The sequence below is a fragment of the Saliniramus fredricksonii genome (assembly GCF_900094735.1).
Taxonomy (GTDB): Bacteria; Pseudomonadota; Alphaproteobacteria; order Rhizobiales; family Beijerinckiaceae; genus Saliniramus; species Saliniramus fredricksonii.
Genome location: NZ_FMBM01000002.1, coordinates 835,260 through 860,760, shown reverse-complemented (window position 1 = coordinate 860,760; position 25,501 = coordinate 835,260). Strand labels below are relative to the sequence as shown.

The window sequence follows — 25,501 nt, the reverse complement described above, 5'->3', positions numbered from 1 at the left end:
AGGTCCGGAACAGATCAGACGAGGCGACACGCATGCGGAATATCTCGGTCATTCACTCAGGCGCCGGAGAGGAGGATATCCGGTCGATGGAGGAAATCGATCTCGATTGCGCCTGGGAAGAGAAGACGCGCCGGATGGCACGGGCCGTCAGTGATCTGGAGCGCATCGAGACCGAACTGCTCGCCTATCAGACGGCCCTCGACCAGCATGCGATCGTGGGGATCACCGATCGACGCGGCGTGATCACCGCGGTCAACGAACCCTTTTGCCGGATCAGCGGCTACACGCGTGAGGAACTGGTCGGCAAGACCCATGCCGTCCTCAATTCGGGTGTTCATCCGAAAGATTATTTCGTCACCATGTGGCGCACCATCGCGTCAGGCGGGACCTGGCGCGGTGAGATCTGTAATCGCGCGAAATGCGGCAAGCTCTACTGGGTGGACAGCACCATCGCGCCGATCAAGGGCGATGACGGGCAGATCAAGGGCTATCTGGCTATCCGCATCGACGTGACCGAGCGCAAGATTGCCGAAGCCGAGCGTGCGGCGGAGATCGAGGCCCGCACCCGGGCAGAGACGCTGTTGCGCGACGTGATCGAGGCCATTCCCGACGGCATCGCCGCCTTCGACGCCGATGACCGGCTGATCCTGTGGAATGAGGGCTTTCTGCAAACCTATCCCAAGATGGCCGATGGCATTCGCCTCGGCATGAGCTTTGCGGAAATGCTGCATATGGGGGTCGCCCGAGGCCAGTTTCCGCAGGCCGGCAACAGTCCGGGTCGACAGAAGGCCTGGATCGACGCATGCATGCGCATGCACGCGGAAAGCGGTCATACCTTCCTGCGCGATACCGGCGACGAGCGCTGGGTGCAGGTGCGCGAAAGCCGCTCGCCCTCGGGCCATCTCGTCGGTATCCGCACCGACATTACTGCGCTGAAGCGCGCCGAGACGCTCATCCGCAAACAGGCCGAGCGGGACCCGCTGACCGGGCTCGGCAACCGCAAGGCATTGGCAAAACGGCTGGCTGCCGCGATGCGCGCGCGTCGCAAGGATGGCAATTGCGGTGCATTGTTCTTCCTCGATCTCGATAATCTCAAGCAGATCAACGACACGCTCGGCCATGATGCCGGGGATCATCTGATCACCACCCTGGCCGAACGGTTATCCGCCTATGCCCGCGAAGGCGAAACCGTGGCCCGGATCGGCGGTGACGAATTCGCCATCGTGGTTCCGCGTCTGGCGGATATGGCGGAAGCGCAGGCCTATGGCGAGGATCTGCTCGCCACGCTCGATGCGCCCGTGCGCATCCAGGGCCGCAGCGTCGCGCCCCGTTGCAGCATCGGTCTGGCCCTGCTTTCCGAGGATGCGCGCACCGCCAAGGAAGTGTTCAAGCACGCTGATATCGCACTCTATCAGGCCAAGGCGCGCGGGCGCGGTACGCTCTGCCTGTTTGATCCCGCGATGAAGGCCGAGCTGGAGGAACGCCGCGCCATCGCCGACGACCTCGCCGTGGCGCTGCTCGCCGACGAAATCGAGATCGCGCTCCAGCCCAAGACATCCTTCAAGGATGGCCGCCATACCGGCTTCGAGGCGCTCGTGCGCTGGCAGCGCGGGGGTGAACCGGTCCCGCCGCCGCTGATGATCGCGGTGGCGGAAGAGAACGGGCTGATCGTGGCCCTGGGCTATCGCATCTTCGATCTGGCGCTCGCCACCATCCGCAATCTCGTCGATGCCGGTCTCGCACCGGGCAGCGTGGCGGTGAACGTGGCCGCAATGCAGCTGCGTCAGGACGATTTCGTCACGCGCGTGCTGGGCCTTCTCGACAAGCACGGCCTGCCGCCGGCTACGCTCGAAATCGAGGTCACCGAGCATGTCCTGCTCGATGGCGGCGATGACTGTATCGCCCATACGCTCGCCGCCCTCCGCGCCCACGGCATCCGCGTCTCCCTCGACGATTTCGGAACCGGCTACGCCTCGCTGACCCATCTCAAGCGTTTTCCGGTGGATTGCCTCAAGGTAGACCGGTCCTTCGTCCGCGACATCGCACGTGAGCCTGATAACGCGATCCTGACGCGCACCATCATCACGCTGGCGCATTCGCTCGGCATGGAAGCCGTCGCGGAGGGGGTCGAGAGCGTCGCGCAGTACCAGTTTCTGGAGGAACAGGGCTGCGATTACGCGCAAGGCTATCTCATCGCCCGCCCCCTCCCGCGACGGGAGGTGGCCGCTTACCTGCGCGGCTTCACCGCCCCTGCCCGGCTCAGGACAGGCTCGCCAGCAGCCCGGCCATGACGCGGCCGCGGCTCGCGAGCGTCTCGATGCGAATATGCTCCTGAAGCGTGTGCATCATCGCGCCTTCGACGCCGAGACCGTCGAGCGTGGGGATGCCCATCGCGCCGGTGAAATTGCCGTCGGAGCCCCCGCCGGAGCTCTCGTGATAGAACGGCATGCCGACCTGTTTGTGGAAATCCTCGGCCATGGCGCAGAGTTCGAGCCCGCGCTGATCGACCTCCCAGACCGGGCGCGTCACGCCGCGCCGCACATCGAAGACGACCTCGCCCGATGAGGCGAGGGAGAGCATCTTCTGCACGCCCGCATCGAGATCCTCCTGGCGCTTGGCCATGGTCAGCACCTCGGCATCGGCGCGTGAGGAGACGCAATTCACCCATTGCCCGGCATGGATCACGCCGACGGAGAAGGTGCAGGCCTCCGTGGTCATCTCCTCGATCTGGATGATGCGCCGTGCCATCTCGCGAATGGCCGAGCGCCCGTCGGAAAGCCGGGCACCGGCATGGCTGGGACGTCCGATCGTGGCGATATTGAATCGCGCGATCGCGTAGCGACCGGAGGTGACACCGCCCTTGTCGCGACCGGGCTCGGGCACGAGCACCACTTTCGCGCGCGAAGCCTCCGCCTCTATGAGATCGCGCACGGAGGGCGTGCCGATCTCCTCGTCGGGGGTGAACATGATCGTCACCGGCAGCTTCGTCTCGATACCGGCGCGGGCGAGCTGGCGGATGGCTTCGAGGGTGAGATAGTTCCCGCCCTTCATGTCGCAGATGCCGGGCCCGTAGCAGATATCCCCGTCGCGCCGGAAGGGCAGTTTCTCCAGCGTGCCGACCGGATGCACCGTGTCGAGATGGCCGAGGATCAGGATACCGGGCTCGCCGGCATCGGGGTGGGGAAAGCGCGCACGCACGCTGTCGCCGAGCCCCATCCGGCCCGGAATCCGCTCGATGGTGGCGCCCATGCAGGCGAGTTCGCAGGAAGCGAGATCCATCATGCGGTTGACAGCGGCGGCATCCCAAGTCGGGCTCTCGCATTCGATCCATGGGCGAAGCCCTTCGAGCATCGCATCCGCGTCGAAGGGCAGTGCCTTGATATCCATGATTTCTCTCCCGGGAATTCGTTATGTTTGTTTCTGCTTGAGCGTGGCGAGTGTCTCCGAGACCGGGCGGAAATTGCCGAAATCCCAGTCGCGCCCCGGCGCCGCCTCGATCAGCGCGCGCGTGTAATCGGTCTTGGGATCACCCAGCACCGTCGCCGCCGGCCCGTATTCCACCACATTGCCGTGCTGCATCACCATGACATCGTCGCAGATCTGGGCAGCGACGCGCAGATCGTGGGTGATGAAGAGCAAGCCGATGCCGAGCCGCTTCTGAATGTCGTCGAGCAGTTCCAGCACCTGCGCCTGGACCGAGACGTCGAGCGCCGAGACGGCCTCGTCGGCGACGAGCAGATCCGGATCCATGGCGATGGCGCGGGCAATGGCGATGCGCTGGCGCTGGCCGCCGGAGAACTGGTGAGGATAGCGATCGAGCGCCGATCCGGGCAGGCCGACCAGCTCCATCAGCTCGCGCGCGCGCTCCATGGCCTGCTTGCGCGGCACACCGAAATTGGTCGGCCCCTCGATGATCGATTCCCCCACCTCGATGCGCGGATTGAGCGAGCGAAACGGATCCTGGAAGACGATCTGCACCTTCTTGCGATGCGGCTTGAGCGTGCGCTGCGAGATATCCGCGACTTCCGTGCCGGAGATCCGGATCGAGCCCTCCGTCGGATCGATCAGCCGCACGATGCAGCGCGCCACGGTGGATTTTCCGGAGCCCGATTCGCCGACGATCCCGAGCGTCTGCCCCTGGCGCAGCGTGAGATTGACATCCTTCGCCGCAACCACCGAGCGGCCCTTGCGAAACAGGCCGCTCGATTCGTAGGTCTTGCCCAGACCCGTCGTCTGCAGGACGATCGGCCTGTCATTGAGCTTGCGGGCCGGGCGCGGGATCAGACTCGGGACCGCCTGCAGCAGAGCACGGCTGTAAGCCGTCTTCGGATCGCGCAAAAGCGCATCGACCGGCCGCGTCTCCTCGATTTCCCCCAGCCGCAGCACGGTTACATCGTCGGCGATCTCGGCAACGACGCCCATATCGTGCGTGATGAACAGAACCGCCGTCCCCTGCTCCTCACGCAATTCGCGGATCAGCGCCAGGATCTGCTTCTGGGTGGTGACGTCGAGCGCCGTGGTCGGCTCGTCGGCAATGAGCAATTGCGGGCGCAGGATCAGCGCCATGGCGATCATGATGCGCTGGCGCTGGCCACCCGAGAGCTGGTGTGGATAGCTGTAATACAGGCTCTCCACATTCGGCAGATGCACATGCTCCATCATCTCCAGCACGCGCTTGCGCCGGGCCCTGCCATCGAGCCTCGTATGGGCGTCGAGCACTTCCGCGATCTGGTCGCCGACGCGGTGGACAGGGCTGAGCGCCGTCATCGGTTCCTGGAAGATCATCGACATGGCCGTGGCCCGCAGGGCCCGCATGCGCTTCGTCGAGGCTTTGAGGACGTTCTCGCCCTTGAGCAGGATCTCCCCGCGCGTCGGCGCCAGAGCCTTGGGCAAGAGCCCCATCACGGAAAGCGCAGTCAGCGACTTGCCGGAACCGGATTCGCCCACGAGGCACATGGTCTCGCCGGGTTTGATGGCGAGGGAGAGCCCCTTGACCACCTCGTAGCCCGGGTCACCACCCAGTCCGATGCCGAGATTGCGGATGTCGAGTAGCGTATCGCTCACCGGTCGATCCCCCGCTTGGCCATGCGCGGATCGAGCGCATCGCGCACCGCGTCACCCACGAGATTGATGGAGAGAATGGTGACGGACAGCACCAGCCCCGGCCAGAAGATGATGCCGGGATTGATCTGGAAGTAGATCCGCCCCTCGGCCATGATATTCCCCCAGGTGGGCGTTTCCGGGCTGATACCGGCGCCGAGAAAGGACAGGATCGCCTCGATCAGGATGGCGGACGCGCAGATATACGTCCCCTGCACGATCAGGGGCGCGACGGTATTGGGCAACAGGTGCCGCGTCAGGATCCGCCAGGTCGAGGAGCCGGCCGCCATAGCCGCCTCGACATAGGGCTCCTCGCGGGCCGAGAGCACGACCGAGCGCACCAGGCGCACGACGCGCGGCACTTCCGGAATGGTGATCGCGATCAGCACCGTCCACAGGCTGGCGCCCGAGAGCGCCACGATGGCGATGGCGAGCAGGATGTTGGGGATCGCCATCAGCCCGTCCACGACACGCATCAGGATGGCATCAAGGGCCCGGAAGAAGCCCGCGATCAGGCCGACGGCGAGGCCGAGCAGCACGGCCGCGACGGCGGCGCCGACGCCCACGACCAGCGATATCCGCGCACCATAGACGACACGCGAGAACAGGTCGCGCCCGAATGCATCGGTCCCCAGCCAGTTCAATTCGCTCGGCGGCTTCAGCCGCGTGGCCGGCGCAAGCCGCGTCGGATCATAGGGCGAGACCCAGGGCGCGAAGATCGCCGCAAGCACGATCAGCAACAGCATCAGCGACGCAAACGCCACAATCGGGCTGGAGAAGAAGACCTGGCGAAGCTGCGCCATGCGCGATGGCGAACCACTGGTGGGGGCGACTTGCGTGCTCATTGGTAGCGGATCCGCGGATCGAGGAAGACATAGGCGATGTCGATCAGGAGATTGACGACGACATAAACCAGCGAGGCCAGCAGGATCACCGCCTGGATCACCGGATAGTCACGCGCCAGAACGGCATCCACAGTGAGGCGCCCGACACCTGGCAGGTTGAACACGCTCTCGGTGACCACCACGCCGGAGATGATCAGCGCGAAGCCGATACCGATCACGGTGACGATCGGCACGGCGCAATTGCGCAGCGCATGACGCATCAGAACGCGGGTTTCGGTGAGCCCCTTGGCATGGGCCGTGCGCACGTAATCCTCGTTCAGGATTTCCAGCATGGAGGTGCGGGTGATTCGCGCGATCAGTGCGATATAGAGCAGCGTCAGCGAAAGCGTCGGCAACAAGATGCGCTGCGCGAACGGGCCTACCCCCTCGGTGATTGAGCGGAAGCCCTGAACCGGCAACCAGCCAAGCTGCATCGAGAAGATCTGGATCATGACATAGCCGATGACGAAGATCGGCACCGAAAACCCGACCACCGAAATCGCCATCACCAGCCGGTCGATGATCGTACCCTGCTTCCAGGCGGCGATCACGCCCAGCGGCACGGCGATGATGATCGACAAGGTGATCGTCGTCAGCGCCAGGCTGATGGTCGGCTCCAGCCGCCCGGCGATCATCGTGATCACCGGTTGACCCGAGATGATCGAGACGCCGAAATCGCCCCGCAGAAGATCACTGATCCAGTTGAAGAACTGGATGTGGATCGGATCGGTCAGACCGAGCCGTTCGCGGATTGCCGCCAGCTGGGCCGGCGTGGCCGTGTCGCCGGCGATGATCGCAGCCGGGTCGCCCGGCGTCAGGCGCAGGAGCAGGAAGACGAACAGGGCGACGAAGCCCATGACGGGAATCGCGGCGAGAATGCGCTGCACGATATAGCCGAGCATCGGACGCTCTCGTGAGATGAGGAAGGACATGCCCGGAACACGCGTTGTTCACTCTTCACGACGCGCGACCATGCGGGCTCACATTGCTTCGACCCCGGCCACCTCTTGCAGGGTGGCCGGGGAAGAGAAAGCTTGTCAGTTCTTCGTGATATTCCAGAAGAACGGTGCCGGGCCGTCCAGCACCCCTTCAAGGTTGGCGGACCAGGATGCGGGAACGATGTACTCGCCGACGGGCACGTACATCACCTCGTCATAGGCGAGTTCCTGAAGCTGGCGAGCATATTCCACCTGCTCTTCAGGATCAGTCGCCTCGGCATAGGCCTTGCGCAACTCTTCCGCTTCCGGAACGTCCGGCCAGCCGAACCAGCCGCCTTCGGCGCCACGCCCGTTGACCATGTTGTTCACGAGCGGGTTGAACACGTCGGCGCCGACCCAGTTGGTGAAGAACATGTTCCAGCCGCCATCGTCCGGCGCGGCCTGGCTCGCGCGACGCCCGACCAGCGTCTGCCAGTCCATCGCCTGAAGATCGACCTCGAAACCGGCATCGCGCAGGAGCTGCGTCGCGACGACAGGCTGAGTGCGCAGGGTCACCACATCGGTTGGATGCATGATCACCAGCGGCGTGCCGTCATAGCCCGCCTCTTCGAGCAGATCGCGGGCGCGATCCATGTGGCTTTCGGTCGCGAATTCCGCACCGGCATCGCTGGCAAGTGGCGTGCCGCAGACGAACATGGCCGGGCAGACATTGTAGAGATCGGGATTACCGATCATGGCGTCGAGCACATCCTGCTGGTTCAGGGCGGCGAGAGCGGCCTGCCGGATCAGCTGGTTGTCGAAGGGAGGATGCAGGAAGTTCATGCGCCCGATGGTCTGGTAGCCGAGTTCGTTCTGGTTGCGCACCACGAGATCCGGATTGGTTTCCAGGATCGGCAGAAGATCCGCCGGGGGCTGCTCCCAGTAATCGATCTCACCGGCGAGCAGCGCCGAAAGCGCCGTCTGGTCGTCGGCCATGGTCACCCATTCGACGCGATCGACGTTCACGACCTTGCCGCCGGCAGCCCAGCTCGAAGGCTCGTCGCGGGGGACGTAGTCTTCGTTCTTGAGATAGACGGCGCGCACGCCGGGCTGGAACTCGTCCTGCACGAAGCGGAACGGGCCGGAGCCGATCTGCTCGGGAATCGCCTCGGTCGACGGCGTGTTTGCCAGCCGCTCGGGCATGATGAAGGGCACGTTCGATGAGGGCTTGGCCAGGCTGTCGAGCACCAGGCCATAGGGCTGGGTCAGGTTCATGACGACGACGTTATCGCCTTCGCCTTCCATGCTGTCGATATAGGTCATGAGCACCTGGCCCATGCCATCGCGCTCACCCCAGCGGCTGATCGAGGCGATCACGTCGGCGGGGCGCACCGGCTCGCCGTCATGGAACATCAGCCCGTCACGCAGGGTAAAACGGTAGGTCATCCCGTCATCCGAGATCTCCCAATCCGCCATCTGCGGCTGCACTTCGAAATTCGCGTCGAGCGCCACCAGCGTGTCGAATACCATGTAACCATGGTTGCGCGACATGTAGGCAGTGGTGATGATCGGGTCGAGCACACGCAGATCCGAGTGCTTCACCGCACGCAGCGTCTGCGCCTCGACGGGTTGCGCGAGGGCCCCGAGCCCGACCGTCGCGACGCCGAGCGCCGTCATGCCCAGGAGCGACCGCCTGAGCAGCCCGAGCGATGATTCTGCCGGGCGGGATTTCCTGATTTCATTCATTGTCGACTCCTCCGCATGATGATTGCCCTGCGCGCCCCTCGTTGTGATTGGAATGCTTGCACACAGGCATGTCGTATCATCTGACATGCGAAGTCGAGCACCACCCCCCGGGTATGTCAACACGCCACGGCAACGTGTTTCCCCCGCCTTGTGCGGGGGTTTGTGCACGAGGCGGCAGTCAGGGCTCAAGAGAAAGGCGATTTCTGCACAATCAGTGGGACATTGCCATCGCGGCGGGCATGCGACGGGTTCCGAAGCGCCGTATCCGGAATCAAAAGTCCAGTTCACCCTGGGCGACCTCATCGAGCCGGATGACCCCCAGCAGCATCCAGGTCTGGGGCCGCTTTGCGACGTTTCCAACCGCGAAGGCCATGCCCTTGCGTGGATACTCCTCGTTGAATTTCTCATCCATCCATTTGAGCGCCGCTTCGTCGCTGCCATATTCGTTACGGCGTTTGCGAAAGGTCGTGTGCACCTCCCAGTCGCCGCACATGAAATGACGCCGGCGACCGCTATCCTCGAAACGGAAGCGGAAGTCGTATGGCGTCGGCTCAAGCGCCTTCAGATCGGCATCAAGGAAGCTCGTTTGCCGCTCGACCGCAGCGAAATGCTCGCGCTCCCTTGCAATACGCTCGGCTGATTTTCGTTTGAAGTGGAACGATGTCCGGCGCGGCCTGATCAGCGCCAGCGACATTCCCCGGGCCGCAGCCTCATTGATCGACGGCACGATCAGCGGGTTGAGGAAACGGGCGCGCTCGTTTTGCTTCATGTGCCCGGCAACGCGGATGCGATCCTCAAAGACCTTGCAGCTCTCGCGGCGTTTGTCCTGCGGCGGAAGCGCGTACTCGAAATCGACCCAATCCCAACGGCGGAACGTACTGCCCTCATCGAGTTGCCGAAACCGGATCGGATAGAGCCGCTTCCACGAACCATCCGCCGTCACGCCCGCGCAGCACACCGTTTCCTTGTGCTTCTTACTCGGCTGCGGCAAGGCCTTTACGAGGATCAGGGCGCGGGATTGCTGAAGCATGTTGGCCGTATTTTTCCAACTTGTCCGCAAACAGATGAAAGACCTCCGCCGACAAGCGCTCGCCGATCCGCTCGGCGACGATCAGGCGGTGGCAGGTTGCCGGATCGCGCTCATAGCAGAGCAGGCAGGTCGGCTCATCGGCGACATAATCCGCAAGATTCTCGAGTGCATCCTGCGATTCATACAACCTAAGGTGATTCGTATAGATTTTCAAGAATTCTGCATGGCGCCCGGCGCGCGCGGCTTCCCGCCCCGGCTTCGGATCGCCGAGCGCGCGAAAATGGGCGTAGCGGATGCCAGCCACAGCGAGACGCGCCGACAGCTTTGTCTTCGAAAAACCCTTCTTGCGCGAAACCGCAACGGCACGCACATCCGCGAGTTGGCGGATACCCGCTGTTTCCAGCGTTGCCACGAAGCGCTCGATATCGGTGCCCTCATAGCCGATCGTAAAGATCATCGTCATCGCGTCGCTTCCCTCACCCCCGAATCGCGCCCGATGATGGCGGATCACGCCTTAACACAATCCTCACCCGCCATTCACCACCCCCACCACCAGCGCGATGGCGATGACCCATAGCGCACCCACGAGCAAGCGCGAACGCCATGCGCCAGCTTCGCCGGCGCGCTCGATCGAACGCGGGGCGAGGCTGAGGCCATTTTCCGTTTCGCGTTCGAGCTGGGTGAGAAGCCGCTCGGCGCGAAGCGCCATTTCCGGGGCGCGCGCGGCGACACCGGCGAGCGTGGAGAGACCACGGCCCGCATCCTCGATCTTGCCGACGGGGCCGAGATTGCGCTCGATCCATTCGCGCACCACCGGGTCGGAGACCTTCCAGATATCGAGATGCGGGTCGAGATGGCGGCACACGCCCTCGACCACGACCATGGTCTTTTGCAGCATCACGAGCTCGGTGCGCGTCTCCATGTCGAAGATCGCGGTGATCTCGAACAGCAGCCCGAGCACGCGCGCCATCGAGATCTGATCGGCGCGGCGGTTGTGGATCGGCTCGCCGATGGCGCGGATCGCCTGGGCGAAATCGAGCACCGAATGATGCCTGGGCACATATCCTGCCTCGAAATGCACCTGCGCCACACGCAGGTAATCGCGCCGGATGAAGCCGAGCAGGATCTCGGCGAGGAAGCGCTGCTCGCGAAATCCGATCCGCCCCATGATGCCCGCATCGATGGCGACGAGCTTGCCCTGCCCATCCACGAAGAGATTGCCCGGATGCATGTCGGCATGGAAAAACCCGTCGCGAATGGCCTGGCGGAGGAAGCTCTGCAGCACGACGCGCGACAGCACTTCGCGATCATGCCCGGCCGCGTCGATCGCCTCCAGCTTGTTCAGCTTGATGCCGTCGATCCACTCCATCGTGAGCACATCGCGGTCGGTGTAATCCCATTCGGGAACCGGAACGCGGAATTCCTCGTCCTTCTCGGTATTCTCCGCGAGTTCGGAGAGCGCGGCGGCCTCGAGGCGCAGATCCATCTCGATGGTGACGGAACGTGCGAGCGTCTCCACGACCTCGCGCATTCGCAGCCGGCGTGCCTCCGGCGAGATCGCCTCGGCGAGACGGGCGGCGAAGCGCATTGCCTGGAGATCGCGGGCGAAGCGTCCGCGTATGCCGGGCCGTACGATCTTCACGGCCACGGGCTTGTCACCCTGTCGCGTCTTCAACAACGCCTTGTGCACCTGGGCGATCGAGGCTGCCGCGACGGGCGGGCCGAATTCGGCAAAGACCGCGCTGATCGGACGCCCGAGCGTCTCGGTGAGCGTTGCTTCCGCAAGCTCCTGCGGGAACGCTTCCATACGGTCCTGCAAGGCCTCGAGATCGCGCGCAGCGGCAAAGCCGACGATATCCGGGCGCGTGGCAAGGAACTGGCCGAATTTCACATAGGAGGGCCCGAGCCGCGCCATGGCCTTGGCCATGCGCGCCGGGTCGTTTTCCGCACCGCTTCGCTCGAACATTCGGGCGATTTTCAGCCCGAGTTGCGCCATCGGCGGCAGTGGATGCGGATCAACCCGCGAAAACACGCCCTCGCGGGCGAGCACATAGCCGGCCCGGATATTGCGGGCGATATGAACCAGCGCACCGAACACGTCAGATCTTCCAGCCGGAATGCAGACACACGATGCCGCCGGTCATCGCCTTCCAGGTGACGCGCCTGAAGCCGGCCTCCTCGATCATCTGGGCAAAAAGCCCGGGCGACGGGAAACGGCGGATCGATTCGACGAGATAGCGGTAGCTCTCGGCATCGCCCGTCACCATCTTTCCCATCTGGGGAATGACATTGAAGGAATAGAGGTCATAGACCTTGTCGAGACCGGGCATGTCCACCTTCGAGAATTCGAGGCAGAGGAACCGCCCACCGGGCCTGAGAACGCGGAACGCCTCGGACAGCGCGCGCTCCATGCGCGGCACGTTGCGGATGCCGAAGGCGATGGTGTAGCCGTCAAAGCTCTTATCCTCGAACGGCAGATCCTCGGCATTGGCCTCGACGAAATCGACCTGCCCCGCATGCCGCGCCGGCACGCGCTCGCGCCCCACATCCAGCATGTCGCCATTGATGTCGAGCACCGTGACATGCGTTTGCGCGCCGCCCCGATCGAGGATGCGGAAGGCGATGTCGCCGGTCCCGCCGGCCACGTCGAGATGCTTGAAGGGCCGCGTGCGCGAGGGCGAGAGCGCGGTCGCCATGGCGTCCTTCCAGGGCCGGTGCAGCCCCGCGCTCATCAGGTCATTCATGATGTCGTAGCGCCGCGCCACCGAGCGGAAAACGTCATCGACGCGCCCCTGCTTTTCCTCCAGCGGAATATCCTGATAGCCGAAATGCGTGGTGTCGTTGCTCATGCGCCCGCCCGATCTTCAAACTCACGCGTATCTGATAGCGAAACCACGCGCCTCTGGCTATGTAAGGCGGCGAGGAAATTCGTCACGGGGCAAGGATCAATGCCGGAACTGCCTGAAGTCGAAACGGTCCGGCGGGGGCTTCAGCCTGCCATGGAAGGGCGGCGGATCACGCAGATGCGGGTGAACCGGCCCGATCTGCGTTTCCCCTTCCCTGCCCGCTTCGCCGCGCGGCTCACCGGCGCGCGGATCGATTCGCTGGAGCGCCGGGCGAAATATCTGGTGGCGCGGCTCTCCACAGGCGAGGCGCTGATCATGCATCTGGGCATGACGGGTCGCTTCCTGATCGAGACGCCGGAGGCCCTGGTCGCCCCCGGCGCGTTCCACCGCGAGCCGGGCGCCGGAGCGATCCACGACCATGTGATCTTCTCGCTCGAAGGCGATGCCCGCGTCACCTATAACGATGTGCGCCGCTTCGGCTATATGGATCTCGTCCCGCTCGACGGCCTCGCGGAATGCAGGCATTTCAAGGGTCTGGGGCTGGAGCCGCTCGGCAATACGCTCTCGGGCGCTATGATCGCGAAACTGTTTGCCGGCAAGTTCGCCCCGCTCAAGGCGGCCTTGCTCGACCAGCGGCTGATCGCGGGGCTGGGCAATATCTATGTCTGCGAGGCTTTGTTTCGCGCCCGCCTCCACCCGGAAGCGCCGGCCGGCAGCATCGCCACGAAGACCGGGCGCCCGCGCGCTTCGGCGCATCGGCTCGCGGAAACGATCCGCGACGTTCTCACCGAGGCTGTTGCTGCCGGCGGCTCGACCCTGCGTGACTTCGCCCATACCGATGGCACGCTCGGCTATTTCCAGCACGCTTTCCGTGTCTATGACCGCGAGGGCAAGCCCTGCGTCACGTCGGGCTGCGGCGGTACGGTGACGCGTATCGTGCAATCGGGCCGCTCGACCTTCTACTGCCCGCTCTGCCAGAAGCGCTGAGCAGGCCCTCAGGCTGCGGCACGCGCCAGCGTGGCATCCCAGATCGCCGCATAGAACAGCGCACTGCCGGCCAACACGAAGACGTGCCAGATGGCGTTGTGAAAGCGCAATCCCTTCCACAGATGGAATATCACGCCGGTGGAATAGACGATGCCGCCGGCCGCAATCAGCGTCAGTGTCGTCGCAGAAAGCGATTGGTAGACGACGCCCCCCGCCGCCAGGCCGCTCCAGCCCAGCCCGAGATAGAGAATGATCGACAACCGGTCGAAGCGCCCGGGCAATCCGATCTTCAGGGCGCCGCCGATCACTGCGATCAGCCAGATCACCGCCAGCAGGATCGTCGCGCTGCCGCGGTCGTCGAGCAGGACCAGAAAAGGCGTGTAAGTGCCTGCGATCAGGAGGTAGATCGCCGCGTGGTCGAAGCGGCGCAGCACCCATTTCACGCGCGAGGCGGGCCACATGTTGTAGAGCGCGGAAATCGCCTTCACGGCGACGAGGCCGGCTGCATAGATACCCAGCGCGATGGCAAGCGCCGTTTCCGCTCCCGGGGCGGCGACACTCATCAGAAAAGCGACGCCGATCAGCGCGGCGACGAGCCCCGCCACATGCACCGCCCCGTCGGCCCAGAGTTCGGCCCGGTCATGGGTCCATCTGACGCTCGCCGGCGGCGTGAAGGCAGATCGCATGTTACGGCCCCTTGCAGGCTTGCGCGTACAATCCCTGCTATCACGCAGCCTTGTGTCATGCGTGTGGCGAAAAGGCCCGCCGATCAGGCGTTCTCACGCGCACTTCATGGCGCGCACTTTCCCTCTCCTGAGGGACGGGATCAAGGGTGGGGAGAATCCGGCTTCCGGGCTCATCGACGCTGATCATCTTCATCAACGCTTCTCCCCAGCCTTATTCCCTCCCCGCTGGGGAGGAAGGCCAAAAATCGGAAGCCATTGGCATATCACCCAAAATCATGACGTTCCCGCTCAAGCGAGTCCGCATTGAGTGCCTTAAACGCATGGGACAGGGTGAGAAATAATGAGACTGAATGCGACAACCGTAGCCCGTTCAAAGCCGAAAGAGGGTCGCGTCCGTCAAGCTGGTGTAATTTTCTGGATGGCCTGAGGTCATGATCAGGCGGCTTTTGTGGTTATGCTGAGGATGGGATCGATCTCCTCCTTGTCGATCTGTGCGAATGCCTCGACCATCATGTAGCGGCTTGATGTCTGCCATTCGTCATTCTGCTCGAAGAGCACGGCGCCGATCAAACGCATGATGGATGCTTCATTGGGGAAGATCCCGACGACGTCGGCGCGTCGCTTGACCTCCTTGTTCAGACGTTCAATTGGGTTCGTGCTGTGCAGTTTGGTGCGATGCTGGCGCGGGAATGACATGTAGGCCAGCACGTCGTGCTCGCTGGCATCCATGAGATCGGCCAGTTTTGGCCAGCGCGGGCGCAGTTGCTCTGCGACCTTGCGCCAGGTTTCGCCGGCATGGGTGCGGTCGGGTTGATCGAAGGCCTGTCGGATGGCAGCGGCGACGACAGTATGCTGACCACGCGAGACATGGGCCAGGGCGTTGCGCATCCAGTGGACGCGACAGCGTTGCCAGGTTGCTTCGAAGACCCGGGCGATGGCGGCTTTGAGGCCTGTATGCGCGTCGCTGATGACCAGTCTGACGCCCCCCAGGCCGCGAACGCGCAGGGATCGAAGGAACTCGGTCCAGAATGTCTCGGCCTCGGACGGGCCGATACCGAGGCCGATGATCTCACGGCGTCCCTCGGTGTTGGCGGCCACGGCGATTATTGCGGCGACTGGTACGATCCGTCCGCCCTGGCGCACCTTCAGATAGGTGGCGTCGAGCCAGAGATAGGGCCATTCGCCGGTGAGCGGGCGGTTCAGGAACTCGCCGACACGTTCGTCGATGTCCTTGCACAGCTTCGACACCGTGCTCTTCGAAATGCCGCTCAGCCCCATGGCCTGCACCAGCTCATCGACGCGACGGGTCGAGACACCACTGATCCACGCCTCCTGGATGACGGCCACCAGCGCCTGTTCCGAGGTCTTGCGCGCTTCGAGAAAGCCCGGGAAGTAACTGCCTTGACGCAGCTTGGGAACCCGCAGGTTCAGCGTGCCCAGACGGGTATCGAGAGCGCGCTCTCGATACCCGTTACGCCACGTCGTGCGTTCGCCGCTGCGCTCGTGCTTGCCAGCGCCGATCAGGCCTTCGACATCCGCCTCCATGATCAGCTGCAGGACGGCCTCGGCAACGCTGCGCAGAAAGTCTCCCTGATCGTGCTTGGCCAGAAGTTCGGACAGGTCCATGTTCGTCTTGGTCATCGGGGTCTCCATGTGGTCCGGGGTTGAAGTCAGCAAACTCCACCTCGACCATACACCTCGATGGCCACCCAGGATCACACCGTTGACGGCACTGAAATTACACCAGCTCCTTGGACGCTACCGATCGCTCCAAACCGCGCCCTGGACGGCGCATCTATGACGAGGCCACCCGCGAAGCACTCATCGTATTGTGGGAGGCGTCGGATCGGATCTGCGGCAAACGCCTGAAGCCTCTTATCCCCTTGCTGGTTCCGGCGATGGAACGTCATGGCCACCTTGCGCTCGACGATGAGGTCCGGCGTCGTCTGATGGCAATCAATGCATCGACAATCGATCGCCTCCTCGCACCAATTCGCACTGTTGCATCCGGAGGGCGCCGGCGGCGCAATGGACCTCCCTCGGCTGTGCGTAAAAGTGTTCCGATTCGCACGCATTCCGATTGGAACAACCCGGAACCGGGCTTCACGGAAGCAGACCTCGTGGCGCACAGCGGTCCCTCGGCCAGCGGTAATTTCGTGCAGACCCTCATGCTGACCGATATCGCCACCGGTTGGACCGAATGTGCGCCGTTGCTGTTTCGCGAACGGCACTTGCTCGGTTCGGTCCTGAGCGAGCTGCAGAAGTTGCTTCCCTTTCCCCTTCGTGGATTCGATACGGACAACGATACCGTCTTCATGAACGAGACGATGAGCTATACGCGAATCTGGGTGACGCAGTTTGAGGAGGTGGCGTATCGTGGCGGGTGCTGAAGCCTGCCAGAACTTCCAAAAGGAACGATACGCCTATGAAAGATGATATCACGATTACCCCGCTGTACCAGCCCGGATCTGTTGCGGATCCTCTGACAGAAATTGCCCGTGACGGCGCCCGCAGGATGCTTGCGGCGGCACTTCGGGCCGAAGCCGATACCTTTGTGGAGCAATATGCCGAGGAGGCTTTGCCGGATGGCCGGCAACGGATCGTCCGGCATGGTTATGGGCCACAGCGCAGCATTCAGACCGGCATCGGTCCGCTCGACGTGCGCCGCCCGAAAGTCCGCGACCGGGCCACCGATATGCCCGCGGAGAAGAAGGTCCGCTTCACCTCAAGCATCCTGCCGAAATGGGCCCGGCGGTCGAAAAGCCTCGATGCCCTGCTGCCGGTGCTCTATCTGCGCGGGATCTCCACCGGCGATTTCCAGGAAGCGCTGTCAGCGTTGCTCGGGGTAGATGCACCGAACCTGTCGCCTGGTGTCATCTCCCGTCTGACGGGCGATTGGCAGCAGGAATACGATCGCTGGCAGGGCCGTGATCTCTCGGCCCGGCGGTATGTCTATATCTGGGCCGACGGTGTCTATCTGCAGGCCCGCATGGAACCGCAGGCCGAGTGCATACTGGTCATTCTCGGCGCCACGCCGGAGGGGAAGAAGGAGCTCGTCGGCTTCCAGGTCGGCATGCGCGAGAGCGCGCAGAGCTGGCGCGAACTGTTGGTCGACATCAAGGCCCGCGGCCTCAAGGTGCCGCCCGAGATCGCCGTGGGCGATGGCGGCATGGGGTTCTGGAAGGCCCTCGACGAGGTCTTCCCGGGAACGCATCATCAGCGCTGTTGATGGATTGGATGCCCCCTCCCAACGGCATCGCAATGTGCCAACGTGGTGATCTGCAGGTCATTCACGAGAGGAGGAAGCATCCATGGACAACATTAGCATCATCGGCCTTGACCTCGCAAAGCGGGTCTTCCAGGCGCACGGCGCGCGAGCGGACGGTAGCGTCGGCTTCCGCAAGAAGCTGGGTCGCTCGCAGGTTCTCGGCTTCTTTGCCAAGCAGCCGCGCTGCATCGTTGCTATGGAAGCGTGTGCGACGGCCCACGAGTGGGGCCGCGCGATCGGCGAGCTCGGTCACGAGGTCCGCCTGATCCCGCCGATCTACGTCAAGCCGTTCGTCAAGCGGCAGAAGAACGACGCGGCCGACGCAGAGGCGATAGCCGAGGCGGCGGGTCGCCCGACCATGCGCTTCGTCGCGGTCAAATCCGAGGCGCAGCAGGCGAAGGCGATGGCTTTCCGGACGCGGGACCTCCTCGTCAAGCAGCGCACGCAGCTCATCAACGCACTGCGGGGCCACCTCGCCGAGCACGGCCTCATAGCGCCGCAGGGGCCGGCTCATGTCAAGGTGCTGGCGGACGCGCTGGAGGCAGCCGGCTCGCGTCTCGAGACGCTCGTGATCGAGCTGGGGCGCCTCTATCTCGAGCAGATCGAACTGCTCTCCGGCAGGATCGCGGATCTCGACAAGGTGCTGAAGCGCGAAGCGGCGCGGGAAGAAGACACCGCACGACTGATGACCATGCCTGGCGTGGGCCCGCTGACTGCGATGGCGGTCCAGACCTTCGCCCCGCCGATGGAGACGTTCAGGCGTGGACGCGACTTCGCAGCCTGGACGGGGCTCGTCCCTGTCCAGCGATCGACCGGTGGGAAGCAGATCCTCGGACGAACGTCCAAGATGGGGCAGCGCGACATACGGCGTCTCCTGATCATCGGCGCGATGTCGGTGGTCCGCTGGGCCGTCAGGAAGGGCGCGCCGGAAGGCAGTTGGCTCGCACGCATGCTGGCCCGCAAGCCACGCATGGTCGTCGCCATCGCGCTGGCCAATAAGATGGCGCGCGGGATCTGGGCGATGTCGACGCGGGGAGAGAACTTCAGGGGTCCGGTCGCCGCGGTCTGATGACGACATCAGCCGAGGCAGCCGGGCCGTTGGGCGTGTGAGGAAGTCGACAGCAAGGTAAGGGCAAACGATCGGTCAGATCGGGATCGAGAAAAGCATTTGAACCCAAAGAGCCTCGAGCTCGCGCTGTTGATGTGCACTCGATCCGCGTATCTCCATACTGGCCCGCGGTCCGTTCAGAGCCGCATCTCAAGGCCTGATACATGACCGCACCCGATCACGCGCTTGAGCCGAGCAGAAACCTCTTGCACGAACGGGGGCATCCATACATGGGTTCACAAGACGGCTAACGTCCTGAACAAGTTCCCGAAATCCATGCAGCCGGCGGTGAAGGCCGATCTGCGCGAGATCTGGCAGGCCGAAACCCGCGCCGCGGCGGAAACCGCCATCGACACCTTCGCCGAGAAATACGGCGCCAAATACGAGAAGGCCGTGACCTGTCTCACCAAAGACCGCGAAGCCTTGCTGGCATTCTACGGTTTCCCCGCCGATCACTGGGATCACCTGCGCACCGGCAATCCGATCGAGAGCGTGTTCGCCACCGTCAGGCATCGAACCGTGCGGACCAAGGGAGCATTGTCGCAGAAGACCGCGAAGCTCATGGTCTTCAAGCTCGTTCAGGCCGCCGCAAAGACATGGCGCCGCCTGAAGGGCGCGAAGCAGTTGCCAATGGTCATCGAAGGTGTCAGATTCACCAACGGTGTCGCCGTAAACGGTACCGAAAACCGCGCCGCCTGATCAGGCCGTATCACCCAAAATCCCGCATAGCTCCGCAAGCCCCACTCTGTGCCGCTCTCGCGACAGGCGATGGCGATCCTCGCCGAGGCGAAGTCCTCCTCGCGCGGCTCGAAGTACGTCCTGCCCCAATGGTCGCAACCGACGAAGCCTCTCTCGAAGACCGCCTTCAACGAGGCGCTGCGCCGCATGGGATACCCTGTCGGCGCGGTCACCGCGCACGGCTTTCGCTCGTCGGCGAGCACGATCCTGAACAAGCGCCAGTTCGACCGCGACCTTATCGAGATGCAGCTTGCCCACGTCAGCAACAATGTGACCCGCTCGATCTACAACCGATATGATTATTGGGCTGAGCGATCCGGGCTGATGCAGGCGTGGGCCGACATCATCGACGAACTCTGTCGCAGTTGAGGTCTAGTACTACAGTTGCGTATTCCTTTGCATTCTGATTCTGTGTCCGAATCAAGGAGGTTCGGGCATGGGTATTTCGGACTGGTCTGGAACATCGGTGAACTGGGCGGCGGCGTTGGTGGCTTTCAAGCAAGCGCTGGCGCCGATTTTTCCGCGTGTGGAAACATGGCGATCGGCAGGGGCCTTCATTGATGGTGTGCTGTCCGGTGTCGAACGCAAGACGGGCTGGATGCTGGCGGAGCAGGCGGGTCTTGAGCGTCCCTACCGGATCCAGTCCCTTCTCGGTCGAAGCAGTTGGGACAGTGATCAGCTTTGCACCCTCATCCGCGATCAGGCAGTCGATGCGTTGGGGGACAACGGCGTTCTGGTCATCGATGAGACCGGTTTCGTGAAGAAGGGCGATCGCTCGGTCGGGGTGGCGCGTCAGTATTCCGGAACTGCCGGCCGGATCGAGAACTGCCAGATCGGCGTTTTCTGCGCCTATGCCAGCCGCTACGGCCAGACATTGATCGACCGGCGGCTGTATCTGCCGAAGGCTTGGGCGGAGGATATCGAGCGTCGTCGGCGTGTCGGGATTCCCGACGACATTGCCTTCTCCACGAAGCCGGCCATCGCCCGCGAGATGATCGCAAGCGCTCTCGATAGCGGCCTGCAATGTGCGTTCGTACTCGCCGATTCAGTTTATGGAAGCGATTACACGCTTCGCCGAATGCTGGAGGATCGCGGGCAGCCGTATGTTCTCGCGGTCCGATCCAACCAACACCTGCGCTTCCTGCAGGCCGACTGGGGCCTGATCCAGACAGATCCGGCAACGATTGCGGCGGAACTTCCCAAGAAAGCCTGGACGGCGCTCAGTGCGGGCGAAGGTGCCAAGGGCCCCCGTTTGTATCATTGGGCACGGGTCTCATTGGGCTGGGCCACGCCGGAGGGGTTCGAGAGGTGGCTTCTCATGCGCCGTAATCTGCGCAATCGCGATGAAATCGCCTACTACTTCGCTTTCGTCCGAGAGGGAACGAGCCTTGCCGACATGGCAGGCGCTGCCGGGTTGCGATGGACCATCGAGGAATGCTTCCTGCGTGCCAAGGACGATCTTGGCCTCGATCATTGCGAGGCCCGCTCCTGGCATGGTTGGCACCGACACATGGCCCTCGTCATGGCCGCAGCCCTGTTCCTCGCACAGATCGCCGCAGAACAACGAAAGACCGCCTACGCCACCGATGCTGAGAGCAAACGGGACAAAACGAGTCCGGACCGAACAGCCGCATGATCGGCGCCATTGCCGGGCTGATGTCCACCTCGGAAATCCGCCGCCTGATCGCACGCCTCATCCTGACCGAACCTATCGCCACCGCATTCATATGGGCATGGTCCCTCTGGCGAAGGCAGCATCAAAAACAGGCGGCCATCAGCCACAGGAAACGACGCAGGAAGAATAAAAAGCAACTGTAGCACTAGAGCACGTCCCGCGATTGATGGATCGACTGTGATGTGACGATGGCGTTTGCGCGCGATTCAACAGCTACCTTGATGGAGGTGGCTTATGGGAAGAGAACTGAGCGAGGAACTTCGATTACGGATCCTGAGGTCTTCCAACGAAGGCATGTTGGCGCGGCAAATCCGGCGCGTTTCACAATGGGGTTTCCGGGCTCGCGAGAGGCGCGCCCGGAAATATATATTTCAGTTATTGCATATCGGAGATAAGCTTCTGCGCTTGCTCGAACATGGCAGCGCCATCGACTCCACGTTGCTCCATGTCAGATTTCCAAGTTTCGAGCAACGGAGTGGTTAAGGTGATCATCTCCTCGCGAACGGCGTCGTCGAGCTCAATCACCTGATAACCCTCCATTTCGTCGAAACGTGCCTTGTCCTCGAGTTCGCGCGCATCGAGCCCCGCGCCGATTGCACGCGAAAAGTCTAGGCCAGCATGATCGTCAATGACCTCTTTCAGATCGTCCGGCAGGCGTTCATAGCTATCGCGGTTCATAAGCACGATAAAGCGCGGTGCGGCGATCTGGGCATCGGTCAAAATCGACAGGCTATCCTCCAGACCGAAGAGAGTGATCGCTTCCCAAGGAAAGACCGAGCTGTCGATCGTGCCCAACCGCAACGCTTCGGGCATCTCAGTGACCTGCATGCCGACCTGTGTCGCACCGAGTAGTTCCAGCGCCTCCCCGACCACGGCGGACGGGGTGCGCACGCGCAATCCGCTCATGTCTTCCACAGTTTCGACGACCCGACCCGTGGTGAACAGGCCATAGGGGCGATGCATGTAGAGTGCCAATGGCTTTACGCTGCCGTAATCCCGGTCAAAATGACCTTCCTCATACATTGTCCACAATGCAGCTGAACCGTGCTCGGCACGATCGAAGAGAAAGGGAAGCTCGAAGACGCTCGATTGCGGAAAACGCCCACCCGTGTAGCCCTGCACCGTCCAGGCCATATCGATGACCCCGCTCTCAACGAGTTCGTAGGCTTGCGCAGGCGTTCCGAAAACGCCGACGGGCTGAAGGTCGATGGAAATGCGACCATCGCTATCGGCCATCACTGCTTCGGCGAATGGCCGGAGATGATTTTCATGCACATAGCCGCCTTCCGGGGTTAGGCTTGCGAAGCGAAAGGTGAATTCCTGTGCGGCAGCGGGCGCCGAAGTGACGGCTAGGGTCAGAAAAGCTGTGAGAAGATGTCGTTTCATGGGGTTCCTCCATTGGATTATACCCTTTTTGCTCAAGGGTTGGATGCCGGTGCTAGCGCAATGACGGCAAGTAAAGCGTTAGCACCGGAAACAGGATCAGGAGCACCAGCCGAACCACGTCGGCCAGCCAGAATGGGACCACGCCAAGATAGATCGTCGTCAGGTTCAGACCGGGCGTGGTTCCCTTGATAATGAAGACATTCAGGCCGAAAGGCGGGGTGACCAGGCCGATTTCAATGGCGATGATCACGAAGATTCCAAACCATATCGCAGCGTCTCGCGGGGTCATGCCGAGTTCGGGAGCAATGCTCACGACAAGCGGCAGAAGAATTGGCACCGTTAGTGTCATCATTCCGATGCTGTCGATAAAGCAGCCCAGGAAGATGTAGAGAGCCATGATCGTGAAGAGTATCATCAACGGCGACAGGCCGAGATCGATCACTGCAGCCGAAAATACGCGTGGCAGACCGGATATCGACATGAAGAAGCTGAACAAACCGGCACCGATCACGATAAGAAAGATCATCGCGGTGGTGCCTGCAGTCTCAAGAAGAACACCGCGCAAGCCGCGCCAGTCCAGACCGCAGCGCGCTAGGAAGAACATGAAAGTCCCGAATGCCCCGACAGCAGCAGCCTCGGTTGGAGTGAAGATTCCGCCGTAGATTCCTCCGATCACTAGCAGAAAAAGCGTGGTGACACCGCCGATATCGCGCAGGCCTCGTAATCGCGCGCTCCAGTCCGAGCGCGGTCCGGCGGGTGCTGCGGCTGGATTGAGGAACGTGACGATCACGATCGTCACGATGTAGAAGACTACTGCCATCAATCCGGGCAAAAGGGCAGCGATGAACAGGTCCCCGAGAGGGGTCTCGGTAATGATGGCATAGAGGATTAGCATGATCGATGGCGGGATCAATATGCCGAGCGTACTGCCGACCGCGATCGTTCCCGTCGCAAGACTGTCATTGTAGCCGTGTCGACGCATTTCGGGGAGGGCCACCTTGGACATGGTCGCCGCCGTTGCCAGTGATGAACCGCATATAGCACCAAAGCCGGCACAAGTGGCGATCGTCGCCATCGTCAGCCCGCCACGGATATGTCCAACGAAGGCATTAGCAGCGCGAAAAAGCTGTGTCGACATGCCTGCATAGCCCGCGAGCAGCCCCATCATCACAAACAGTGGCACCACCACCAGACTTGCCGAAGCGAGATTGCTCGAAGCCGTAATGCCGAGGGTGTTGAATGCGGGTGTTGCGCCGAGCAGCAGCCATAGCCCACCAAATCCCACCAAACCCATTGCGATTCCGACCGGAACGCCTATGCCGACGAGAGTCAGAAGTACGCCAAAACCGTAGATTCCCGTCCATGCCTGCTCGGTCATGACGCACTACCTTCGAAAGCTTCACTGATTCGGGATACAGCGACAATCAGGCAGACGAACACGCAGGCTCCGAAGCCGGCAGCCACGGCGTACCAAAGCGGCCAGGTCTCAAACTGCAGGATCCACATCCTGTCACCGCTTGCCCGCCGTGATCCCGCAAGGAGCCATAGCCGCCACGCCAGGGCGCCAATGGCTATGGCGCAGACGAGATTGATGGCGCAATCCAGAACCGCACGTGGCCGCGGCGGCAGGGTGGTCGACAGAATGTCGACGCTGACATGGCTGTTCTTGGCAAACCCCCAGGGCATTACCGCTGCCACGGCCAGCGCCAGCCCGTAGGTCATGACGTCCACTGCACCTGCGAGGGGTCTGCTCAGTGTAAAGCGCATCACAACGTCGCAGACCGTAAAGATCATGACGAGGGCGATGATAAGCATGCCCACAATGGCGCTAACCGCGCTCGCGCGCTGGCTGAACGTCTGCAATCTGCAGAATCTGCCGGGAGGCCGATCCGGCGCATGGTTCTCTGCTACCTGTTGCATGGCAACTTTGTTCTCCGTGTAGGTTTGCGCCATCGATCCGCGAGCGGCGCGTTCCATGACGGGACATGCCCGATCGGCGGTATCGCGCCGATGCCCCCCCGATCGCTCTCCCTGTCACTGCTCTTCACCGATCTCCAGTACAACGCGCCCGTTTACCTGTCCGGCTTCGAGCGCCTCCAATGTCTCCGTGCAGCGGTGCCATGCTCGCCGTTCCACGGGGATGGCAGGAACACGCCCGGTGCTAACCAATGCGGCGAGTTCCTCGAACGTGGCGAGATTTCCGACATAGGAGCCCTGTATCCGTAGGACCCGAAGGGGTATTGACGGCAGAGGAATCTTCAACGCGCCGCCGTAGAGCCCCACGACGATGTAGGTCCCTCCCTTGCGCAACACGCCGAGCGCCATCGCCGCGGTCTCCTCCGATCCCACAAAGTCGATGACGGTCGCCGGCGCACCGGCCGATGCAATCTGCTTGTTGGTGTCGGGGGCACGCGCATTGAGTGTCGCAGGAGCTCCGAGCGAGCGTGCGACACTCAACTTTCCATCGTCGATATCAACGACAGTATAGCCTGTTGCACCTTCTGCGACCAACAATGCCACGGCGGTCAATCCGACCCCGCCGGCGCCGATCAGGACCAGCGGAGCGTCCGGACCGAACGGTCGGGCCTTCGCCAGCGCCCCGAAAGCGGTCAATCCCGAGCAAGCATAGGTCGCGGCCAACGCCGGATCGACCCCCTGCATTTCGACCACGTGGCGCTCCGAGGGCACTATGACATGGTCCCCGTATCCTCCAGGGCTGAAAACGCCAAGAAAACGCGGTGTCGCGCAGAGGTGGTCATCCCCTTCGCGACAGTGCGCACAATTGCCACAACCGACCCAGGGAAACACGACACCACGGCGCCCAATCACCGATTCCGGTGCTTCGGGACCTACACTAACAACTTCACCAAACATTTCATGACCGGGGGTGAAGGGAGGCTTCACACCACGACCAGACAATTCCAGCTTCTTGCCGTCACCGAGATCATAGTAGCCATGCCAAAGATGAACATCGGTGTGGCATACCCCGCAATGCGACACGCGGACGAGTACCTCGGTGCCCTTGGGCTGCGGCGTTGGCCGCTCCATTCTCTGCAGAGGTTCGCCGAACTCGGCGACACAATAACAACGCATGCCGTTTATCTCCCCTTGGAATTTTCGTTTGACGGTG

At 62.7% G+C, this 25,501-nt stretch carries 20 protein-coding genes and 4 pseudogenes; 9 read left to right on the top strand and 15 right to left on the bottom strand.

What is annotated here, in order from left to right; genetic code table 11:
• Positions 1-32: 32 nt before the first annotated feature.
• The gene (locus GA0071312_RS10610) at positions 33-2,291 is read left to right on the top strand and encodes a bifunctional diguanylate cyclase/phosphodiesterase (protein ID WP_165604008.1); all 2,259 of its coding nucleotides are present in this window, start codon (positions 33-35) and stop codon (positions 2,289-2,291) included.
• On the opposite strand, the gene GA0071312_RS10605 is transcribed toward GA0071312_RS10610, so the two are convergent.
• The 9 genes from GA0071312_RS10605 to ubiE form a co-directional block, all read right to left on the bottom strand.
• Positions 2,260-3,387, bottom strand: coding sequence for a M20/M25/M40 family metallo-hydrolase (locus tag GA0071312_RS10605; protein ID WP_074444946.1), 1,128 nt, complete (start codon positions 3,385-3,387; stop codon positions 2,260-2,262). The two genes, GA0071312_RS10610 and GA0071312_RS10605, sit on opposite strands and share 32 nt — an antisense overlap.
• 21 nt (positions 3,388-3,408) lie before the next feature.
• Complete coding sequence (locus GA0071312_RS10600) at positions 3,409-5,064, bottom strand: ABC transporter ATP-binding protein (protein WP_074444945.1); 1,656 nt, start codon at positions 5,062-5,064, stop codon at positions 3,409-3,411.
• Complete coding sequence (locus GA0071312_RS10595; protein ID WP_074444944.1) at positions 5,061-5,945, bottom strand: ABC transporter permease; 885 nt, start codon at positions 5,943-5,945, stop codon at positions 5,061-5,063. Before GA0071312_RS10595 ends, GA0071312_RS10600 begins: the two co-directional genes overlap by 4 nt.
• Complete coding sequence (locus tag GA0071312_RS10590; protein ID WP_074444943.1) at positions 5,942-6,886, bottom strand: ABC transporter permease; 945 nt, start codon at positions 6,884-6,886, stop codon at positions 5,942-5,944. Before GA0071312_RS10590 ends, GA0071312_RS10595 begins: the two co-directional genes overlap by 4 nt.
• 135 nt (positions 6,887-7,021) lie before the next feature.
• Entirely contained in the window at positions 7,022-8,647 is a 1,626-nt protein-coding gene (locus GA0071312_RS10585) for an ABC transporter substrate-binding protein (RefSeq protein WP_074444942.1), read from the bottom strand.
• Positions 8,648-8,918: 271 nt separating this feature from the next.
• Positions 8,919-9,707, bottom strand: a complete 789-nt coding sequence (locus GA0071312_RS10580; protein WP_238947182.1) for a hypothetical protein — start codon at positions 9,705-9,707, stop codon at positions 8,919-8,921.
• A complete protein-coding gene (locus tag GA0071312_RS10575) occupies positions 9,622-10,140 on the bottom strand; it encodes a DUF488 domain-containing protein (RefSeq protein WP_074444941.1) in 519 nt (172 codons plus the stop codon). The genes GA0071312_RS10580 and GA0071312_RS10575 overlap by 86 nt, the downstream gene beginning before the upstream one ends.
• Positions 10,141-10,203: 63 nt before the next feature.
• Entirely contained in the window at positions 10,204-11,775 is a 1,572-nt protein-coding gene (gene ubiB / locus GA0071312_RS10570; RefSeq protein WP_074444940.1) for a 2-polyprenylphenol 6-hydroxylase, read from the bottom strand.
• 1 nt (position 11,776) lies between these two features.
• Positions 11,777-12,526 carry a bifunctional demethylmenaquinone methyltransferase/2-methoxy-6-polyprenyl-1,4-benzoquinol methylase UbiE gene (ubiE, locus tag GA0071312_RS10565; protein ID WP_074444939.1) on the bottom strand — a complete coding sequence of 250 codons (750 nt, stop codon included), beginning with the start codon at positions 12,524-12,526 and terminating at the stop codon, positions 11,777-11,779.
• 99 nt (positions 12,527-12,625) lie between these two features.
• Here ubiE and mutM point away from each other — a divergent pair, with 99 nt between their 5' ends.
• Positions 12,626-13,510 (top strand): bifunctional DNA-formamidopyrimidine glycosylase/DNA-(apurinic or apyrimidinic site) lyase, encoded by an 885-nt coding sequence (gene mutM / locus GA0071312_RS10560; protein WP_074444938.1) that lies wholly within the window; start codon positions 12,626-12,628, stop codon positions 13,508-13,510.
• 8 nt (positions 13,511-13,518) lie between these two features.
• Here the strand turns inward: mutM and trhA are convergent, their stop codons facing one another.
• Both trhA and GA0071312_RS10550 read right to left on the bottom strand, forming a co-directional pair.
• Entirely contained in the window at positions 13,519-14,196 is a 678-nt protein-coding gene (trhA, locus tag GA0071312_RS10555; protein WP_074444937.1) for a PAQR family membrane homeostasis protein TrhA, read from the bottom strand.
• A gap of 435 nt (positions 14,197-14,631) precedes the next feature.
• On the bottom strand, positions 14,632-15,837 hold the full coding sequence (locus GA0071312_RS10550) for an IS256 family transposase (RefSeq protein ID WP_074444054.1): 1,206 nt from the start codon (positions 15,835-15,837) through the stop codon (positions 14,632-14,634).
• A 137-nt stretch (positions 15,838-15,974) separates the two neighbouring features.
• Here GA0071312_RS10550 and GA0071312_RS10545 point away from each other — a divergent pair.
• The 7 genes and pseudogenes from GA0071312_RS10545 to GA0071312_RS10515 all read left to right on the top strand — a co-directional run.
• Positions 15,975-16,526: pseudogene (locus tag GA0071312_RS10545) on the top strand (transposase); the annotation flags it as partial.
• A 95-nt stretch (positions 16,527-16,621) separates the two neighbouring features.
• Positions 16,622-17,422, top strand: a pseudogene (locus GA0071312_RS10540) (IS256 family transposase); the annotation flags it as partial.
• A gap of 85 nt (positions 17,423-17,507) precedes the next feature.
• Positions 17,508-18,533, top strand: a complete 1,026-nt coding sequence (locus GA0071312_RS10535; protein WP_074443356.1) for an IS110 family RNA-guided transposase — start codon at positions 17,508-17,510, stop codon at positions 18,531-18,533.
• 270 nt (positions 18,534-18,803) lie between these two features.
• A pseudogene (locus GA0071312_RS10530) lies at positions 18,804-19,271 on the top strand (transposase); the annotation flags it as partial.
• A 45-nt stretch (positions 19,272-19,316) separates the two neighbouring features.
• A pseudogene (locus tag GA0071312_RS10525) lies at positions 19,317-19,679 on the top strand (tyrosine-type recombinase/integrase); the annotation flags it as partial.
• A 67-nt stretch (positions 19,680-19,746) separates the two neighbouring features.
• Positions 19,747-20,946 (top strand): IS701 family transposase, encoded by a 1,200-nt coding sequence (locus tag GA0071312_RS10520; RefSeq protein WP_074444935.1) that lies wholly within the window; start codon positions 19,747-19,749, stop codon positions 20,944-20,946.
• Positions 20,943-21,128: a hypothetical protein gene (locus tag GA0071312_RS10515; RefSeq protein WP_074443744.1), complete on the top strand. Its 186-nt coding sequence runs from the start codon at positions 20,943-20,945 to the stop codon at positions 21,126-21,128. Before GA0071312_RS10520 ends, GA0071312_RS10515 begins: the two co-directional genes overlap by 4 nt.
• Before the next feature lie 232 nt (positions 21,129-21,360).
• On the opposite strand, the gene GA0071312_RS10510 is transcribed toward GA0071312_RS10515, so the two are convergent.
• From GA0071312_RS10510 to GA0071312_RS10495, 4 genes are read right to left on the bottom strand one after another with little or no spacing between them, the layout of a single operon-like run.
• Positions 21,361-22,371 (bottom strand): TRAP transporter substrate-binding protein, encoded by a 1,011-nt coding sequence (locus GA0071312_RS10510; RefSeq protein ID WP_074444934.1) that lies wholly within the window; start codon positions 22,369-22,371, stop codon positions 21,361-21,363.
• 52 nt (positions 22,372-22,423) lie between these two features.
• The gene (locus tag GA0071312_RS10505) at positions 22,424-23,749 is read right to left on the bottom strand and encodes a TRAP transporter large permease (protein ID WP_074444933.1); all 1,326 of its coding nucleotides are present in this window, start codon (positions 23,747-23,749) and stop codon (positions 22,424-22,426) included.
• A complete protein-coding gene (locus tag GA0071312_RS10500; RefSeq protein WP_074444932.1) occupies positions 23,746-24,348 on the bottom strand; it encodes a TRAP transporter small permease in 603 nt (200 codons plus the stop codon). The genes GA0071312_RS10505 and GA0071312_RS10500 overlap by 4 nt, the downstream gene beginning before the upstream one ends.
• Before the next feature lie 57 nt (positions 24,349-24,405).
• Positions 24,406-25,464 carry an alcohol dehydrogenase gene (locus tag GA0071312_RS10495; protein WP_074444931.1) on the bottom strand — a complete coding sequence of 353 codons (1,059 nt, stop codon included), beginning with the start codon at positions 25,462-25,464 and terminating at the stop codon, positions 24,406-24,408.
• Between the last annotated feature and the right edge of the window lie 37 nt (positions 25,465-25,501).